This is a genomic window from Streptomyces sp. NPDC006643, from assembly GCF_042870175.1.
Classification (GTDB): domain Bacteria; phylum Actinomycetota; class Actinomycetes; order Streptomycetales; family Streptomycetaceae; genus Streptomyces.
The window spans coordinates 81,052-96,187 of the sequence record NZ_JBIAHA010000030.1; the positions used below are offsets into that span (position 1 = coordinate 81,052).

Consider the following 15,136-nt stretch of genomic DNA (forward strand, 5'->3'; position numbering starts at 1 on the left):
GCGCGAGCTCCGAAGCCGCCGGACAGAAGGACCTGCCTCATGAAGACTCCCGTCCCCGACTACCTGGAAGAAGTGCTCGACAGCCTGCGTGATGACACCAGCGGTGCCAACGCCGACTACATCCCCGAGCTGGCCGAAGCCGATCCGGAGCGTTTCGGCATGGCGGTGACCACGACGCTCGGTCGTACGTACGCCGCCGGTGACGCCGACACGGAGTTCTCGATCCAGTCGATCTCCAAGCCGTTCGCCTATGCCGCCGCGATCATCGACCGCGGCCTCGACCGAGTCCTGGACGCCGTCGGGGTCGAGCCGTCCGGCGAGGCGTTCAACGAGCTGTCCCTCGAAGGGGGCACCCACCGGCCCAAGAACCCCATGATCAACGCCGGTGCCATCACCGTGCATTCGCTCCTGGTCGGTGCGGACGCCGGACAGGACGACCGCGTCGAACGTGCCGTGGCGTTCTTCTCCCGCCTCGCGGGCCGGGACTTGGCGGTCGACGAGCGCGTGTGCGCCTCGGAGCTCGGCTCCGCGCACCGTAACCTCGCCCTCGCCTACATGCTGCGCACCTACGGCATCCTCGACGGGGACGTGCCGTCCGTCGTCGAGGGATACACGCGGCAGTGCTCGATCCTCGTCAGCGTCCGGGACCTCTCCGTGATGGCCGCGACGCTCGCCACCGGAGGCATTCAACCCGCCACCGGTGAACGGGTGATGGACCCCTCCGTCGCCCGGCACGTCATGGCCGTGATGGCCGCAGCCGGGATGTACGACGCGGCGGGCGACTGGCTCACCCGCGTGGGCATCCCCGCCAAGAGCGGCGTCGCCGGGGGCATCGTCGGCGTCCTGCCCGACAGGGTGGGCATCGGGACGTTCTCCCCGCGCCTGGACTCCTTCGGCAACAGCCAGAGAGGGCGCCGTGCCTTCGAGCGGCTCTCCCAGGACATGGGGATGCACCTGTTCTCCGCCGACCGGGGACGGGTCGACGCCGTGGACGTGAGCGAGTCACCGGGCACGGTCACCTTTGCCCTCCAGGGCAACGTCCAAGTCACCGCCGCCTCGGAGCTGTTGGACCTGATGGCCGAATCGGACGGCGCGGCCGACGTGGTTCTGGACGTCACCAAGGTGCATGCCTTCTCCGATCTCGGCCGCCGCATGTCGCTCGAAGGGCTGCGCCGACTGCGGCTGGACGGACGCGGGGTCGCCCTTCGCGACCCCTCGGGCGTGCTGCCGGATCCCGATCTGGGAGACGGCACCTACCCGGACGCCCGTTGACCCTGGACGCCCGTTGACCGCAAGGTTGACCAATCAACTACCCTGATGTTCGTGTCGCCGCCGGAACCTCCTCCTCGTGCGGAGGGACGACGGCGCGGCGACCTCCCAAGGAGGAGCGATGGAATCCCGCGTGGCGGACAACCCCGGCCGATCGCGTTACGAAGTCTTCGACGGCGACGAACTCGCCGGCTTCACCGAGTACCACCGGTACCAGGACGAGATCGCCTTCATCCATACGGAGATCGATCCGCGGTTCGCGGGGCGGGGTCTCGGCGGAGTGCTCGCCCGCGGGGCCCTCGGCGCGGCCAGGGAACAGGGGCTCGGGGTGCTTCCCTTCTGCCCGTTCATCCGTGGCTGGATCGGCAAGCACGCTGACTACGTCGACCTGGTGCCGCAGGGGCAGCGGGCGCGGTTCGGGCTGTGAGGCGGGCCGTGTCGCCGCAGAAGCGGGTCGGGCAGGCAGCTGCCGATCAGCCCGGCTACGTACGAGCCGCGGCCGTCGTCGCCACCGGCGCCGGGTCGGACTACCGGGTCGACATACGCGCGGGCCGCCACCCACTGGCCGCCGATGAGCCGGAGTCCGTCGGTGGGGCCGACACGGCGCCCACCCCCGTCGGCCTGCTGTTGTCGGCCCTGGGCTCCTGCACGGTCATCACCCTGCGCATGTACGCCCAGCGCAAGCAGTGGCCCCTCTCCGACGTCCGGGTGCACCTGGCGTACGAGAAAGGGCCCGACCGGGCCGGTCGCATCACCCGGCGCGTCGAGCTGACGGGCGACCTCGACGACGTGCGGCGCGCCCGGCTGCTGGAGATCGCCGACCGGACCCCCGTCACGCGTGCGGTGCGCGGTGAGATGCCGATCGTGCCCGCGCCCGAACGCCCGGGACGGCCCAACTCCGTACCCCGGCCCGCCGCGACAGAAGGGACACAGTCGTCATGAGTGACCTCGACCTCCTGCCCGGTCTCCGTGAATGCGGAGGCCGGGCCGATGTGTCAGGACAGCCCGTCAGGGAGCTGCTCAGCCCCCGCGAGGCGAGCCTCGGTGCCACGGTCGTGCGCAGACTGCTGCCGAATCTGGGGCGGCGCATGGTGGGCGCCTGGTGCTTCGTCGACCACTACGGGCCCGACGACATCGCCGACGGGTCCGGTATGCAGGCACCGCCCCACCCGCACATGGGCCTCCAGACGGTGAGTTGGCTGCACGAGGGCGACATCCTGCACCGCGACAGCGTCGGCAGCGTGCGGGTCCTGCGTCCTCGTCAGCTCGGTCTGATGACGTCGGGGCGGGCCATCGCGCACGCCGAGCAGAGCACCGTGCCCCATCCCCGGCTGCTGCACGGCGCGCAGTTGTGGGTCGCGCTGCCCGACGCCCACCGGCACACCGCGCCCTCCTTCGAGCACCACGTCGACCTGCCGGCCGTCACGGCTCCGGGGCTGACGGCCACCGTCATCCTGGGGCAACTGGACGGCGCGGTGTCGCCCGGCACGACGTACACGCCGCTGGTCGGCGCGGACCTCGCGCTCGCCGAAGGCGCGGACGTACGGCTGCCGGTGGAGCCGGACTTCGAGTACGCCGTACTGACCATGTCCGGGGTCACGGAGGTCGACGGCGTGCGACTCGATCCCGGTTCCATGCTCTATCTGGGTTCCGGCCGCACCGAGTTGCCGCTGCGCGCCCTCGGCGACTCGGGGCTGCTGCTGATCGGGGGAGAGCCGTTCGAGGAGAAGATCATCATGTGGTGGAACCTCATCGGACGGACTCAGGAGGAGATCGCCGAGGGGCGTGAGGCGTGGATGTCGGGCGACCGTTTCGGGACGGTCCACGGCTACGACGGCCCGCCGTTGCCCGCCCCCGCACTGCCGGCCACCCCGCTCAAGGCGCGGGGCCGTACGCGCTGACCGCGCGAGCCCCGGGGTGGAGGGGCGGGCGTGGGTCACCGCGGCCGGGGCTTGTGCGCGAAGACCCAGCGGTTGCCCTCCAGGGCATCGTTCTTCCGCTCGGGCAGCGGGCCGCGGCCGTGATGGCGGGTGAAGTCGAAGGGGGTGCGGACCGAGGCGGACCAGCCCTTGCTCGCCAGATCGCCCGCGGAGTCCGGCCGCTGTTCGGCGACGAACAGAGTGAGCAGGTCGATTCCGATCTGCTGCCTCGTCGCGGTGTAGAGCGGGCTGTCGCGGTACTCCCGCAAGTCCCTTTCGAGCTTGACCTCGTACGCCAGCGCGCTGCCCGCCGCGCTCATCCGGTCCACCATGTCGATGAGATACCTCTCGGCGGTGAAGGGCAGATAGAACAGCAGCCCCTCGGCCAGCCAGACGCTCGGCGCGGCCGTGTCGAAACCGGCGTCGGTCAGTGCTCCGGCCCAGTCCGCGCGCAGATCGAGCGGGATCGGTACGCGCGCCGCCGTCGGGGCCGCCGACAGTTTGCCGAGCACCTCGTGCTTGAACGCCAGCACGCCTTCCCGGTCGATCTCGAAGACCACACAGCCGGGAGGCCAGTCGAGCCGGAACGCCCGCGCGTCCAACCCGGCACCGAGCAGCACCACTTGGCGGGCGCCGCTCTCGAGCACCGACCGGAGCAGGAAGTCGTCCAGGACCCGCGTCCGCAGACCGAAGTACCGCGCGAAGCGTCCCCACAGCGGGTTCGCGTCCCCGTCCGGCACCTCCTCCAGGCGCACCGGCCAGTCCGCGCACGCCGGTGCGGCGCGTACGAAGTGCTCCGCGTAGACGTCCCGCGCCAGGCTGTCGGGGCGGTGGGTCTCGATCGCGCGGGCCGCCGCGACCAGGAGCGCGGTCAGGCCGACACCCCCGTCCACGCCCTCCGTGTCCGTGGGTTGCCGCAGTGTGCCGGTCATACGTCCTCCGTGGTCACGAGTGGTGGGGAGAGTCGTCGGATGGGCGGGCGCGCGGTCAGCGCGCCCCGTCCCGCGGAATCAGGACGGGTTTGACCACGAGGCCCGCCTCGCAGTCGCGTTCGGCCTCGTTGATGTCGGCCAGGGGATACGTACGGATCAGCTGGTCGAAGGGGAACAGTCCGGCCCGCCACAGTCCGGTCAGCCGCGGGATCAGCAGTCCCGGCACCGCGTCGCCCTCGCAGATGTGGAAGATCCGGCGGCCCCGGTCCAGCGTTCCCGGTTCGAGCGGCAGCGTCGTGCGGAGCCGGGCCACCAGGCCGAGCCGGCCCGTCGGGCGCAGTGCCCGGAGCGCGTCGTTGATCAGCCGGGCGGAGCCCGTGGTGTCCAGCGCGTACCGCGCGCCGCCGTCCGTCAGCCGCCGCACACGGTCGGGCAGGGCGGTCGACGCGGCGTACAGCGGGATCGCGCCCAGCCGCTCGGCGAGCGTCAGCCGGTCCGGGTGCCGGTCGACGGCCACGGTCACCGCCCCGGCGGCGGTGGCCGCCATCACCGCGGCCAGGCCCACCGCTCCCGCGCCGAAGACGGCCAGGGTGTCGCCGGGGCCGATGCCGAAGGAGTTGAGGACCGCTCCGGCGCCGGTGAGGAAGCCGCAGCCGAGCGGGCCGAGCAGTTCGACCGGCAGCGACGGATCGACCCGTACGGCGTTGCGGGCCGGGACCATCGCGTACTCGGCGAACGAGGACTGGCCGAACCACCGGGGCGCCAGTTCGTCGCCGGCCGCGTCCGTGAACCGGGCGGCGTGCTCCTCGCGTCCTCCGAAGAGGTTGAGCGAGGCGAAGGAGTCGCAGTAGGCGGGGGCCGCGCCCAGGCAGTTGCGGCAGTGTCCGCAGGAGTCGAAGCTCAGCACGACATGGTCGCCGACGCCCAGACCGGTGGCCGGGCCGCCCGTCTCCACCACGACCCCGGACCCCTCGTGGCCGAGGACCGCCGGCAACGGGGAGCGGCCGGCCGAACGACGGACCGCGAGATCCGTCCGGCACATCCCGCACCCCGCGATCCGGACCAGGATCTCGCCGTCGGCCGGCCCCGAACTCAGCATCACCTCCTCCAGGGCGAAACTGTTCTCGTAACCGCGCAGGACCGCCGCGCCGAATCTCCGCGTCACGTCTCCTCCGGACGGTGCACGACGAACGGTCTGAGGTTTCCGTAGAGCCCCCAGGGCCCGCCCGCGACGCCGACACCGCTGTCCTTGATGCCCGCGAAGGGCTGGGCGAGGGAGAGTTCCGCGTGGTGGTTGATCCACGCCGTGCCGCACTCCAGCCGGTCGGCCACCGCCTCGGCCCGGTCGAGATCGGTGCCCCACACCGAGCCGCCCAGCCCGAAGCCGGTGCCGTTGGCCGCCGCCACGGCCCCGTCGAGACTGTCGTACGGCAGCACCGGCAGGACCGGGCCGAACTGCTCGCCCGTCACCACGGGGTCGTCGGGCGGGACATCGGCCAGCACGGTCGGGGCGAAGAAGTAGCCCGGCCCGTCCAGCCGGTGGCCGCCGGCGGCGGCCCGCGCGCCGGACGCCAGGGCGCGCGCCGTGACGCGTTCGACCCTGGCCAGTTGGGGGGCGTTGTTGACCGGGCCGAGCTGGGAGCCGGGGTCGAGCCCGGCTCCGACGACGACGGTCCTGGCGTGGTGGGCGAGGGCCTCCACCACCCGCGTGTAGAGCCGGGCCGGGGCGTAGACGCGCTTGACCGCCATGCAGACCTGCCCGCAGTTGCGGAACGCCGCCCAGAACAGCCGCTCCGCGATCCGCTCCACATCCACGTCGTCCAACAGGACGGCGGCGTCGTTGCCGCCCAGCTCCAGCGTCACCCGGGCGAGCGAGGCCGCCGCGCCCGCCGCGACGGCCCGTCCGGTGGCAGGCGAACCGGTGAAGGTCACATGACGGATCCCCGGATGGGACGCGAGGCGGGCCCCGAGGGGTTCGTGACCGGTGACGACGGTCAGGACGCCCTCGGGGAGGGCGGTGGACAGGACGGAGCCCAGCAGCCGGGTGGCGAGAGGCGTGTACGGGGAGGGCTTGAGCACCACCGTGTTGCCGGCGGCGAGCGCCGGCGCGAACTTCGCCGACGCGAGTTGGAGGGGGAAGTTCCACGGGACGATCGCGGCGACCGGCCCGAGCGGTCGCCAGCGGACCTCGCTGCGCACCGGCCGGCCGTCCGCGATCAGCCGGGGCCGGGGGGCCAACTCGGCGAAGTAGCGCAGCCGGGCCGCCACCCGGGCGACCTCCGCGTACGACTCCGAGAGGGGTTTGCCCTGTTCACGGGTGAGCAGGGGAGCGAGGCCGGCCCCGGCCGCCTCCACGGCGTCGGCGGCGCCGAGCAGCGCCTTGGCGCGGGCGGCGGAGTCGGACCGCCAGCCGGGCCAGGCCGCCCGCGCCCGCCCGACGGCGTCGTCCAGCTCCTCCGGCCGCTGGTCGGGAGCCTCGTCGAAGGCCGCGCCCGTCGCCGGATCGAGGACGGCGAAGCGCTCACCGCGCGTGGCCGGCACGCGGCCGGGCCGGCTCGTCGGCATGCCGGCGGTCAGCTCGCGGCGGCGACGGTGGCGGCGTGGTCCCGGGCATGCCGGTCCATCTCCGCCCGGAAGGCGGCCACCAGCTCCGGCCGGATCCTTCCCGCGTCGCGGTCGCCTCCCTCGCAGACCGCCCCGCGCACCCCCACGATGTCCGTGCCGATGCCGGTCAGCACACCGAGGTCGCCCACCTTGACGCTGCCCGCGAGGGCGGCGAGCAGACCGGCCTCGTGGGACAGCCTGACGAACTCCGCGCAGACCTCCGGCGGCAGATGGTCGAAGAGCCGAGTGCCGTCCTTGACCGCGGTGTCGAGCATCGCCGCGTCGGAACCGGACCGGCGGGCGATGTCGGGCAGCGACAGCGGGTTGACGCAGCCGACGCGGTGCGCGTCCGCGTACCCCGAGGCGACGACGAACGCGTCCGGCCGGTGGTCCTTGACCGCCCGGACGACGCCTCGCATCACCTCGACGGCCTGGTCGGCCGTCGTGCATCCGTAGAGGCCGACCTTGATGTACGTGGCTCCGGAGACCACCGCGCCGAGCGCCGCCTGGGCCACCGTGCCGGGCTTGTAGGGCACGTCGCCCACGGTGGCGGACACCGGCTTGTCCGCCGGGACCGCGGCGCGGATCTCCCTGATGACCCAGGGGAAGTTCGCGCCGAGCGATCCCTCGGCGGGTCTTTTGACATCGACGATGTCGAGATGTTCCGCCGCTTTCACACAGTCGAGGGCTTCTTCGAGACTGTCGGGAGAGATGAGAAGCAACACCGTGGATTCCTTCCGCCGCATGTCCCGCTGCCGAAGGGGCAGGGATGCGGAGTCGCCTGGATCACGTACGGTCGGCTCATCATTTCGGGGTCGTGTGACGCCCGGCAGGGCGCGCGGAGTACCGAAGGGGTCACTGCCTCAGCCCGCTCACGCCCCAGCGTGCGCGCCGCCGACCGTCCCGGTCGAACGCCGCCGCGGGTAGGTGTCTCCGCTCGCGCCCGGCCGCTTCAGCGAAGCGCCTTCGCCATCACCTGCTCCCTCGTCACACCGTCGGCCAGCAGCTCTCCGCGCTCCACCGTGAGGACGAAGCCGTTACGGGAGTACACCGCGACCGCCGGATCGTTGCCCGGGATCACCGCGAGCCTCAGCGTCGTGGCGCCCGACCGCCGGGCCCAGGTCTCGACGGCGGCGATCAACTGGTCCGCGACGCCGCGCCCCCGCGCGTCGGGGCCCACCCACACCGACCTCAGCTCGCACACGCCGCCGTCCCCGGGCAGCCCGCTCGCCATTCCCGCGGTCCGGCCGTCCAGCGACGCGAGGACGTTGTACGCGCCGGGCATCTCCAGGCGCGCCCGCCATCGCTCCTCCCCGCCCCGGCGCCAGTCCCCGAGACGGGACTTGAAGGCGTACGGGGCCTCCGCCAGCGCGGCGAGCCGGGCGTCGCGCCACAGGGGCCAGTCGTTCGTCGTGACTACTCGCAGACGCAGCATGTCCACCAGTCTGCCGAGTGGGCGGCGGCGCCTGGCCGTCCGGTGCCGACGCATTCGCGGGGAGGTGGCGGCCGTAGCGCTGGCAGAAGCGAGGCAAAGTGGCCATGGGCCTCGCATCTAGGGTTCTCGCGGTCGCCCAGCGGGCATCACCCCGTGGCAGTTGTCGCAGGGGCGCCGTTCGAAGGGGGAAATTCGATGGGCCGACTCAGGACACCACCCGGCGGCCCTCCTTCCGTACGCACCGGGGCCTTCGCCCTGCGCGGTGAGGTGGGGCGGCCCGGCACGCTGACCGTCGCCGATCTCCGGCGGGGGTGGGAGCAGCACCACGCCGAGGTGGTCTTCGAGTGCGCGAGCAGCGGGCCCCGGCGCCACACCTTCGAGGGGCCCCTGCTGCGCGAGGTCGTCGCCGACGCGCACCCGGACTTCGACGTACGGCGCCGGCGGGACCGGTCCCGTTTCCTGCTCGCCGTCACCGGCGGGGACGGGCATCACACGGTGCTGTCCTGGGGCGAGATAGACCCCGACTTCGGCGCCGTGCCCGCGCTGCTCGCCACCACGCTCGACGGGCAGGCGCTGGATCTGGTGGGCAGTCAGCTCGTCGTGCCCACCGACCGCTGCGGGGCGCGTTACATCAGCGCGATCACCAGCGTGTGGGTCGGCGCACGACTTGTCCCCGGTCCGGCGCCCGTGCCCGGGTGAGAGGGCTTCCGGGCTTGGGGTTTCCTCCAAGTCGCCGCGCATCTGCTATGGATAATCAACTCAAACCTTGCAAATGCGAGGTTGGCGGCCTATCTTTCCGCGCATGCAGTCCTACACAATCGGTCAGGCGGCGCGCCTGCTGGGCGTCAGCACCGACACTGCCCGCCGGTGGGCCGACGCCGGCCGCGTCGCGACCCATCGCGACGAGGGCGGGCGACGGCTCATCGACGGCCGAGACCTCGCCGCGTTCTCGATCGAGGTCGGTCAGAGCGGCAACGGCGGTGAGGAGGAGGTCTCGTACACCTCCGCCCGCAACGCGTTCCCCGGCATCGTCACCGCCGTCAAGCTCGGCGACGTCGCGGCCCAGGTCGAGATCCAGGCCGGGCCGCACCGGCTCGTCTCGCTCCTGACCAGGGAGGCCGTGGAGGAGCTGGGCTTCGAGGTCGGCATGCAGGCCACCGCCCGCGTGAAGTCGACCAGCGTGCACATCGACCGCGCCTGATCGTTCGATCGCGTCCGACGTGTTCGAACGAGTCAGGCGTGTTCGGCCGTTCCGTCGCTCCGCCGTTCAGCCGCTCCGCCGTTCGACCTTTCCGCTCCTCTCGTCTTCGAGTCCGGCTTTCCAGGGAGTCCTCACCCTCATGTCCTTCACCCTCAGCACCGCCGTACGCCGCGCCGCCGCCACCGCGCTCACCGCGGCCCTGCTCGTCCCCCTGACCGCGTGCGGCAGCGACAACGACAGCGACGACAGCGACACCGGAGCCAAGTCCACCGAATCCGCCACCGGCGCGCCGAAGGCCGACCTGACCGTGCTGGCCGCCTCCTCGCTCACCGACGTCTTCGCGACGGCGGGCGCCGCGTACGAGAAGGAGAACCCCGGCACCAAGGTGACCTTCTCCTTCGCCGGCTCGCAGGAACTCGCCGCGCAGGTCCAGCAGGGCGCCCCCGCCGACGCGTTGGTCACCGCCGACACCAAGACCATGGACGGTCTCAAGGGTGACACCGGCACCCCGACCGTCATCGCCAAGAACCGTCTCGTCATCGCCACCGGCGAGGGCAACCCGGAGAAGATCGAGAATCTCAAGGACCTCGCCGACACCAAGCTCAAGGTCGTCCTCGCGGCGCCCGAGGTCCCCGTCGGCCGTTACAGCGAGCAGGTCCTGGACGCGCAGAAGATCGACGTGAAGCCGGTCTCCGAGGAGCCGAACGTCCGCGCCGTCCTCAGCAAGGTCGAACTCGGCGAGGCCGACGCCGGAATCGTCTACAAGACGGACGCCGCCACCGCCACGGACAAGGTCGACGCGGTCGAGATCCCGGACGCGCAGAACGCCGTCGCCGAGTACCCGGCCGCCACGCTCAAGACGTCCGAGCACGCCGAGGCGGCAGCCGCGTTCGTGGCGTGGCTCAGCACCCCCGAGGCGCAGAAGCTCCTCCAGGACGCGGGCTTCCAGCAGCCGTGATCGACGTCAACTCGCCCGTGTGAGACGGCGGGTGGGCGGCCGGGCGGCTGTCCACCCGCCCGTCTGCCGCCCGCCGCCCGCCGTCTCGCGCGAGCGGGACACCGATACGCGCCGCAATCGCAGGAGCCCGATGAGCCGTCTCAGCCCGACCCGCCGGGCCCCGGGCCGTACGCGCACCCGTACCCGTACCCGCCCCCGTACACCCGTCGCGCTCGCCGTCCCGGCGCTGCTCGCCGTCGTCTTCCTGCTGCTGCCGCTCATCGGGATCCTCGCCCGCACCTCCTGGGGCGAGATCGGTACGCATCTGACCAGCCCCGGAGTCGTCGAGGCGCTGGAACTCTCGCTCCTCGTCTCCTTCTGGGCACTCGCGCTCTCCCTGGTCCTCGGGGTGCCGCTCGCCTGGCTCCTGGCGCGGGTGGACTTCCCCGGCAAGGCGTTCGTACGGTCCCTGGTCCTGCTGCCGATGGTGCTGCCACCCACCGTCGGCGGCGTCGCGCTGCTCCTCGCGTTCGGGCGGCGCGGGCTGCTCGGCCCCTGGCTGGAGGACACGTTCGGCATCACCCTGCCGTTCCACACGTCGGGCGCGGTCGTGGCGGCGACATTCGTCGCCATGCCGTTCCTCGTCATCAGCCTGGAAGGCGCGCTGGGCGGACTGCGCCCCAGTTACGAGGAGACCGCCGCGTCCCTCGGCGCCTCGCCGGTACGGGTGTTCGCCACCGTGACCCTGCCGATGGTCGCCCCGGGGCTGTTCGCCGGGGCCGCCCTGACCTGGGCGCGGGCCCTGGGCGAGTTCGGCGCGACCATCACCTTCGCGGGGAATCTGCCCGGCACCACCCAGACGCTGCCGCTCCAGGTGTATCTGCTGCTCCAGAGCTCGCCGGAGGCCGCGACATCCGTGTCGCTGCTGCTGCTCGTCATCGCCATGGGCGTACTGATCGCGCTGCGCGGGCGCTGGACCGGTACGCCGCGGGACACCGAGGACGCCACCAACAGGCGCCGGGAGCACACCACTTCACCGGACGACGAGGCGGCGGCGGACGATCCCGGAGAGGGGCACGACAGTGCGGGCGGGGCCGCCGTGGACCTGGCCAAGGACGGCGCCGCGTCGACGGCCGTCGACGAACGCTGGGCGCTGCACGCCGACGTCACCGGCTTCACCCGACTCACCCTCGACGCCGAACCCGGCACCACCATCGCCGTCGTGGGTCCCAACGGCGCCGGCAAGACCACCCTCCTGCGCGCCCTCCTCGGCCTGACCCCACGCGCCCACGCCGAGCTGCGCCTCGGCGCGCTCGACGTCACCGGGCTCCCGCCGCACCGCCGGGGCGTCGCCTGGGTGCCCCAGGACGGCGCGCTCTTCCCGCACCTGAGCGCCCTGAGCAACACGGCGTACGGGCTACGCGCCCACGGCGTCACGCGCGCCAAGGCCCGCCGGACCGCCCAACTGTGGCTCGACCGGCTCGGGGTGGGCCATCTCGCGCACCGCAGGCCCGCCCAGGTCTCCGGCGGGCAGGCCCAACGTGTCGCGCTGGCAAGGGCGTTGGCGACCCGCCCCCGGCTGCTGCTCCTCGACGAACCGCTGGCCGCGCTCGACCAGACCACCCGGGCGCGGGTACGGCACACCCTGCGCAGCCATCTCGAAGGATTCGGCGGGGTGTGTCTGATGGTCACTCACGACCCGGTGGAGGCCGTGTCGTTGGCCGATCGCGTGCTCGTCCTGGACGAGGGCCGTGTCGTCCAGGACGCCCCGCCCGCCGATGTCACCCGCCGCCCCCGCTCGCCGTGGGTGGCCCGCATGCTCGGGCGCAACGCCTGGCCCGGCACCGCGACCGCCGACGGTCTCGCGCTCACCGGCGGCGGCCTGCTCGTCGTCGCCGACCCGCCGCCGACGGGTACGCGCGCGCTGGCGATCATCGCGCCGGAGGCCGTGTCGGTGCACCGCGACCGCCCGAGCGGCAGCCCGCGCAACGTCTGGCCCGGCACCGTACGCGAGATCACCTCCAGCGGCAGCCGGCTGCGGGTGCTGATCACCTCCGAGCAGGCACCGGACCTCGTCGCCGAGATCACCCCGCAGGCCGCCGTCGAGCTGGGGCTGGCCGACGGGGTGCCGGTCTGGACGAGCGTGAAGGCCACGGAGGCGACCGTGGTGGCGGGGTGACCGGGCCCCCGGCGTAGCCTGCGGACATCCCCGTCACGCTCAGGAGCACGATGTCCGCCGCCGTACCGCCCCGCGTCCTCTATGTCACCGACCTCGCCTACGAGGCGAAGGGCCGCCGCTACTGCGACGAGGACATCCTGTTCTCCTCCCGGCTGCGGCGGGACTTCACCGTCGCCACCTGCCATCCGGCCGACGCCGCCCGCCTCATGGGCGCGTTCGACGGAGTCGTCGTACGCAACAGCGGGCCGGTCATCCACTACCGGGAGCGGTACGACGCGTTCCGCGAACGCGCGCTCGCCGACGGCGTGCGCGTCTACAACCCGCTGACCGGGCGCGGCGACATGGCGGGCAAGCAGTATCTGGTGGAGCTGAGCGCCGCCGGGCTGCCCGTCATACCGACCGTCGACAGGGCCGAGGACCTGGGCCGGCTGCCGGACGCCGACGAGTACGTCGTGAAGCCCAAGGACGGGGCGGACTCCATCGGCATGCGATTCGTCCCGCGCGACCAGCTGGCGGGCCTCACCCATCTCCGGGACGTTCTCGTCCAGCCGCGCGTCCCCTTCCTGTACGAGGTCTCCTTCTACTTCGTCGACCACGACTTCCAGTACGCGCTCCACGCACCCGATCCGGACCGCCGGTGGGAACTCGTACCGTACGAGGCCAGGGCCGTCGACCTCGACTTCGCCCGTAAGTTCATCGACTGGAACACCCTCGACCACGGCATCCAGCGCGTCGACGCGTGCCGCGCGCCGGACGGGGAGCTGCTGCTCGTGGAGCTGGAGGACCTGAATCCGTTCCTGTCGCTGGAACTGCTGGACGAGACGACCCGTGACGCGTTCATCGCGCGGACGGTCGTCTCGCTGCGTGAGCTGCTGAGCGGCTGAGCAGGTGACCTGATCGAGGGACGGACCGTGCCGTCGTCCGAGCCAGGTCCGAGACGCCGCGTCCAACTGTTACGCGGCGCGGAGCCGCCAGAGCGAGGTGACCTCCGCCGCGCGCGCCGCGTGCAGCGGGTCGGTGGAGTCCGACGCCCGTGGATGGCGCGGTTTCGTGTCGGACCTGTCCACCACCCGCAGGCCGGCCGCCCCGATGCCCGACAGCAGTTCCTCCCGTGTGCGCAGACCGAGGTGTTCGGCCAGGTCGGAGAGGACGAGCCAGCCCTCACCGCCCGGTTCGAGATGGCTCGCCAGCCCGTCCAGGAAACCGTGGAGCATGCCGCTGTCCGGGTCGTAGACGCCCATCTCGACGGGGGACGTCGGCCGCGCGGGGATCCACGGCGGGTTGCAGACGATCAGATCGGCGCGGCCCTCCGGGTACAGGCACGGGCCCACGATCCCGATCTTCCCCGCGAGACCCAGTGCGCGGACGTTGTCCTCGGCGCAGACGAGGGCGCGCGGGCTGATGTCGGTGGCGAGGACGCGGTCGATTCCGCGCCCGGCCAGGACGGCGGCGAGGACGCCGGTGCCCGTGCCGAGGTCGAAGGCCGTACGGGGCCGAACGGCACCCGGTAGCGGCGCGTGCGCGACGAGGTCCACGTACTCCCCTCTGACCGGGGAGAACACACCGTAGTGAGGGTGTACGCGCGAGCCGAGCGCCGGCACCTCCACGCCCTTCTCGCGCCACTGCCGCGCGCCGATGACGCCGAGAAGTTCGCTGAGCGCGACCACGCGGACGCCGGACGGCGGACCGTACGCCTCCGCGCACGCCCGGCGGACGTCGGGCGCTCTGCGCAGCGCGAGGGAGTGGTCGGCCTCCAGCGTCACGAGCAACTTGCCCAGCACGCGCGCCCGATGGCCACGGGCGCGGCGGTGCGTACGGAAGGACTCGGCCGGGGTGCCGGCGCCGGTGGCGCCCGGCCGGGGCGGTTCGCTCTCGACCCGGCGGCTCATCGCGGTGAGCAGTTGCCGCGCGTTGTGGAAGTCGCCCCGCCAGAGCAGGGCGGTGCCCTTACGGGCCAGTCGGTAGGCGGTGTCCGCCTTCATCCGGTCGTCGGCGACGACGACGCGCTCCGGCGTCGGCGACCCGCTCTCGGAGTGCCATTCGGCGGTGCGGTCGGTGTGATCGGTGCGGTCGGACCTGTCGGCCCGGCGGCCTTCGGTCCAGCTGATCGTGGGCATCACGGACTCCTCGTGATCGAACGTGCGGGGGCACGAAGAGCACTTCGACGAGGAGCGTGAGAAACGGCCGGTACCGCGTGCTACGGCACAGGCGCGAATGAGAGGGCAGGTGGTGGGGCCGGTCTACCGCTCCCGCGTCGAAGCGCGAGAGGAGAGATCGCCGAGAACCATGCCGAGTGTCACGATCAGCCCTTTCGGAGAGATGACATCGGAGAGTCGCACAGTCTCTCCCCGCCCGGCAAACCTGGCGCCGTTCGGCGGGCGGCGACCCCGCGGCACGTTCCGCGCTCACCGGGGCCGGCCAGGGCGACGCACGCCGGGACCCGCCGAGGTTACGGGGGTGTTTCCCGTAACCTCGGCGAATTTGTTCAGTCACACAACAGTGTCCGAATCGTGGGTAGTTGCCGGTGCCGTACGCCGGGAGATCGTCCTGGAAACACGGCAGGCCAAGGCCGGTCTACGCGGGGCAAGTTCGCTCTCGCGCGCGTGCTGGGGAGGCCGCCGGGATGGCCGGAGTCAATTTTGACACGACCTTGACAAATT

The 15,136-nt window shown here is 72.3% G+C and carries 15 protein-coding genes; 9 read left to right on the forward strand and 6 right to left on the reverse strand.

Annotated features, from left to right (window positions below):
• The first annotated feature begins 39 nt into the window (after nt 1-39).
• From ACFYNU_RS33060 to ACFYNU_RS33075, 4 genes are all read left to right on the forward strand, one after another.
• Nucleotides 40-1,272 (forward strand): glutaminase, encoded by a 1,233-nt coding sequence (locus ACFYNU_RS33060; protein WP_356593456.1) that lies wholly within the window; start codon nt 40-42, stop codon nt 1,270-1,272.
• 118 nt (nt 1,273-1,390) lie between these two features.
• A complete protein-coding gene (locus ACFYNU_RS33065; RefSeq protein WP_356593454.1) occupies nt 1,391-1,696 on the forward strand; it encodes a GNAT family N-acetyltransferase in 306 nt (101 codons plus the stop codon).
• An 8-nt stretch (nt 1,697-1,704) separates the two neighbouring features.
• A complete protein-coding gene (locus tag ACFYNU_RS33070; RefSeq protein WP_356593452.1) occupies nt 1,705-2,211 on the forward strand; it encodes an OsmC family protein in 507 nt (168 codons plus the stop codon).
• Nucleotides 2,208-3,170 carry a pirin family protein gene (locus ACFYNU_RS33075; protein ID WP_356593450.1) on the forward strand — a complete coding sequence of 321 codons (963 nt, stop codon included), beginning with the start codon at nt 2,208-2,210 and terminating at the stop codon, nt 3,168-3,170. Before ACFYNU_RS33070 ends, ACFYNU_RS33075 begins: the two co-directional genes overlap by 4 nt.
• A gap of 35 nt (nt 3,171-3,205) precedes the next feature.
• Here the strand turns inward: ACFYNU_RS33075 and ACFYNU_RS33080 are convergent, their stop codons facing one another.
• From ACFYNU_RS33080 to ACFYNU_RS33100, 5 genes are all read right to left on the reverse strand, one after another.
• Nucleotides 3,206-4,120: a class I SAM-dependent methyltransferase gene (locus ACFYNU_RS33080; protein WP_356593448.1), complete on the reverse strand. Its 915-nt coding sequence runs from the start codon at nt 4,118-4,120 to the stop codon at nt 3,206-3,208.
• 55 nt (nt 4,121-4,175) lie between these two features.
• Nucleotides 4,176-5,219, reverse strand: a complete 1,044-nt coding sequence (locus tag ACFYNU_RS33085; protein ID WP_356593589.1) for an NAD(P)-dependent alcohol dehydrogenase — start codon at nt 5,217-5,219, stop codon at nt 4,176-4,178.
• 62 nt (nt 5,220-5,281) lie between these two features.
• Nucleotides 5,282-6,685, reverse strand: coding sequence for an aldehyde dehydrogenase family protein (locus ACFYNU_RS33090; RefSeq protein WP_356593446.1), 1,404 nt, complete (start codon nt 6,683-6,685; stop codon nt 5,282-5,284).
• An 8-nt stretch (nt 6,686-6,693) separates the two neighbouring features.
• Nucleotides 6,694-7,470, reverse strand: a complete 777-nt coding sequence (locus ACFYNU_RS33095) for a (5-formylfuran-3-yl)methyl phosphate synthase (RefSeq protein WP_356593444.1) — start codon at nt 7,468-7,470, stop codon at nt 6,694-6,696.
• 206 nt (nt 7,471-7,676) lie between these two features.
• On the reverse strand, nt 7,677-8,159 hold the full coding sequence (locus ACFYNU_RS33100) for a GNAT family N-acetyltransferase (protein WP_356593442.1): 483 nt from the start codon (nt 8,157-8,159) through the stop codon (nt 7,677-7,679).
• Between the two features lie 195 nt (nt 8,160-8,354).
• Between ACFYNU_RS33100 and ACFYNU_RS33105 the strand changes: the two genes are divergently transcribed.
• The 5 genes from ACFYNU_RS33105 to ACFYNU_RS33125 all read left to right on the forward strand — a co-directional run bounded on the left by ACFYNU_RS33105 (nt 8,355) and on the right by ACFYNU_RS33125 (nt 13,360).
• Complete coding sequence (locus ACFYNU_RS33105) at nt 8,355-8,858, forward strand: molybdopterin-dependent oxidoreductase (RefSeq protein ID WP_356593440.1); 504 nt, start codon at nt 8,355-8,357, stop codon at nt 8,856-8,858.
• Between the two features lie 103 nt (nt 8,859-8,961).
• Nucleotides 8,962-9,360, forward strand: a complete 399-nt coding sequence (locus ACFYNU_RS33110) for a helix-turn-helix transcriptional regulator (protein ID WP_356593438.1) — start codon at nt 8,962-8,964, stop codon at nt 9,358-9,360.
• A 139-nt stretch (nt 9,361-9,499) separates the two neighbouring features.
• Nucleotides 9,500-10,318, forward strand: a complete 819-nt coding sequence (gene modA, locus ACFYNU_RS33115; RefSeq protein WP_356593436.1) for a molybdate ABC transporter substrate-binding protein — start codon at nt 9,500-9,502, stop codon at nt 10,316-10,318.
• 130 nt (nt 10,319-10,448) lie between these two features.
• The gene (locus tag ACFYNU_RS33120; protein ID WP_356593434.1) at nt 10,449-12,476 is read left to right on the forward strand and encodes an ABC transporter permease; all 2,028 of its coding nucleotides are present in this window, start codon (nt 10,449-10,451) and stop codon (nt 12,474-12,476) included.
• A 50-nt stretch (nt 12,477-12,526) separates the two neighbouring features.
• Nucleotides 12,527-13,360 (forward strand): hypothetical protein, encoded by an 834-nt coding sequence (locus ACFYNU_RS33125; protein WP_356593432.1) that lies wholly within the window; start codon nt 12,527-12,529, stop codon nt 13,358-13,360.
• Nucleotides 13,361-13,429: 69 nt separating this feature from the next.
• Here ACFYNU_RS33125 and ACFYNU_RS33130 read toward each other — a convergent pair whose 3' ends face one another.
• The gene (locus ACFYNU_RS33130; protein ID WP_356593430.1) at nt 13,430-14,593 is read right to left on the reverse strand and encodes a class I SAM-dependent methyltransferase; all 1,164 of its coding nucleotides are present in this window, start codon (nt 14,591-14,593) and stop codon (nt 13,430-13,432) included.
• Between the last annotated feature and the right edge of the window lie 543 nt (nt 14,594-15,136).

Bases quoted from the DNA above. Each gene is read 5' to 3' on its own strand.
- ACFYNU_RS33075 (WP_356593450.1), top strand. From the start codon at position 2,208: ATGAGTGACCTCGACCTCCTGCCCGGTCTCCGTGAATGCGGAGGCCGG.
- modA (WP_356593436.1), top strand. From the start codon at position 9,500: ATGTCCTTCACCCTCAGCACCGCCGTACGCCGCGCCGCCGCCACCGCG.
- ACFYNU_RS33110 (WP_356593438.1), top strand. From the start codon at position 8,962: ATGCAGTCCTACACAATCGGTCAGGCGGCGCGCCTGCTGGGCGTCAGC.
- ACFYNU_RS33130 (WP_356593430.1), bottom strand. From the start codon at position 14,593: ATGCCCACGATCAGCTGGACCGAAGGCCGCCGGGCCGACAGGTCCGAC.
- ACFYNU_RS33065 (WP_356593454.1), top strand. From the start codon at position 1,391: ATGGAATCCCGCGTGGCGGACAACCCCGGCCGATCGCGTTACGAAGTC.
- ACFYNU_RS33080 (WP_356593448.1), bottom strand. From the start codon at position 4,120: ATGACCGGCACACTGCGGCAACCCACGGACACGGAGGGCGTGGACGGG.
- ACFYNU_RS33095 (WP_356593444.1), bottom strand. From the start codon at position 7,470: ATGCGGCGGAAGGAATCCACGGTGTTGCTTCTCATCTCTCCCGACAGT.
- ACFYNU_RS33120 (WP_356593434.1), top strand. From the start codon at position 10,449: ATGAGCCGTCTCAGCCCGACCCGCCGGGCCCCGGGCCGTACGCGCACC.
- ACFYNU_RS33090 (WP_356593446.1), bottom strand. From the start codon at position 6,685: ATGCCGACGAGCCGGCCCGGCCGCGTGCCGGCCACGCGCGGTGAGCGC.
- ACFYNU_RS33085 (WP_356593589.1), bottom strand. From the start codon at position 5,219: ATGCTGAGTTCGGGGCCGGCCGACGGCGAGATCCTGGTCCGGATCGCG.
- ACFYNU_RS33100 (WP_356593442.1), bottom strand. From the start codon at position 8,159: ATGCTGCGTCTGCGAGTAGTCACGACGAACGACTGGCCCCTGTGGCGC.
- ACFYNU_RS33060 (WP_356593456.1), top strand. From the start codon at position 40: ATGAAGACTCCCGTCCCCGACTACCTGGAAGAAGTGCTCGACAGCCTG.
- ACFYNU_RS33105 (WP_356593440.1), top strand. From the start codon at position 8,355: ATGGGCCGACTCAGGACACCACCCGGCGGCCCTCCTTCCGTACGCACC.
- ACFYNU_RS33125 (WP_356593432.1), top strand. From the start codon at position 12,527: ATGTCCGCCGCCGTACCGCCCCGCGTCCTCTATGTCACCGACCTCGCC.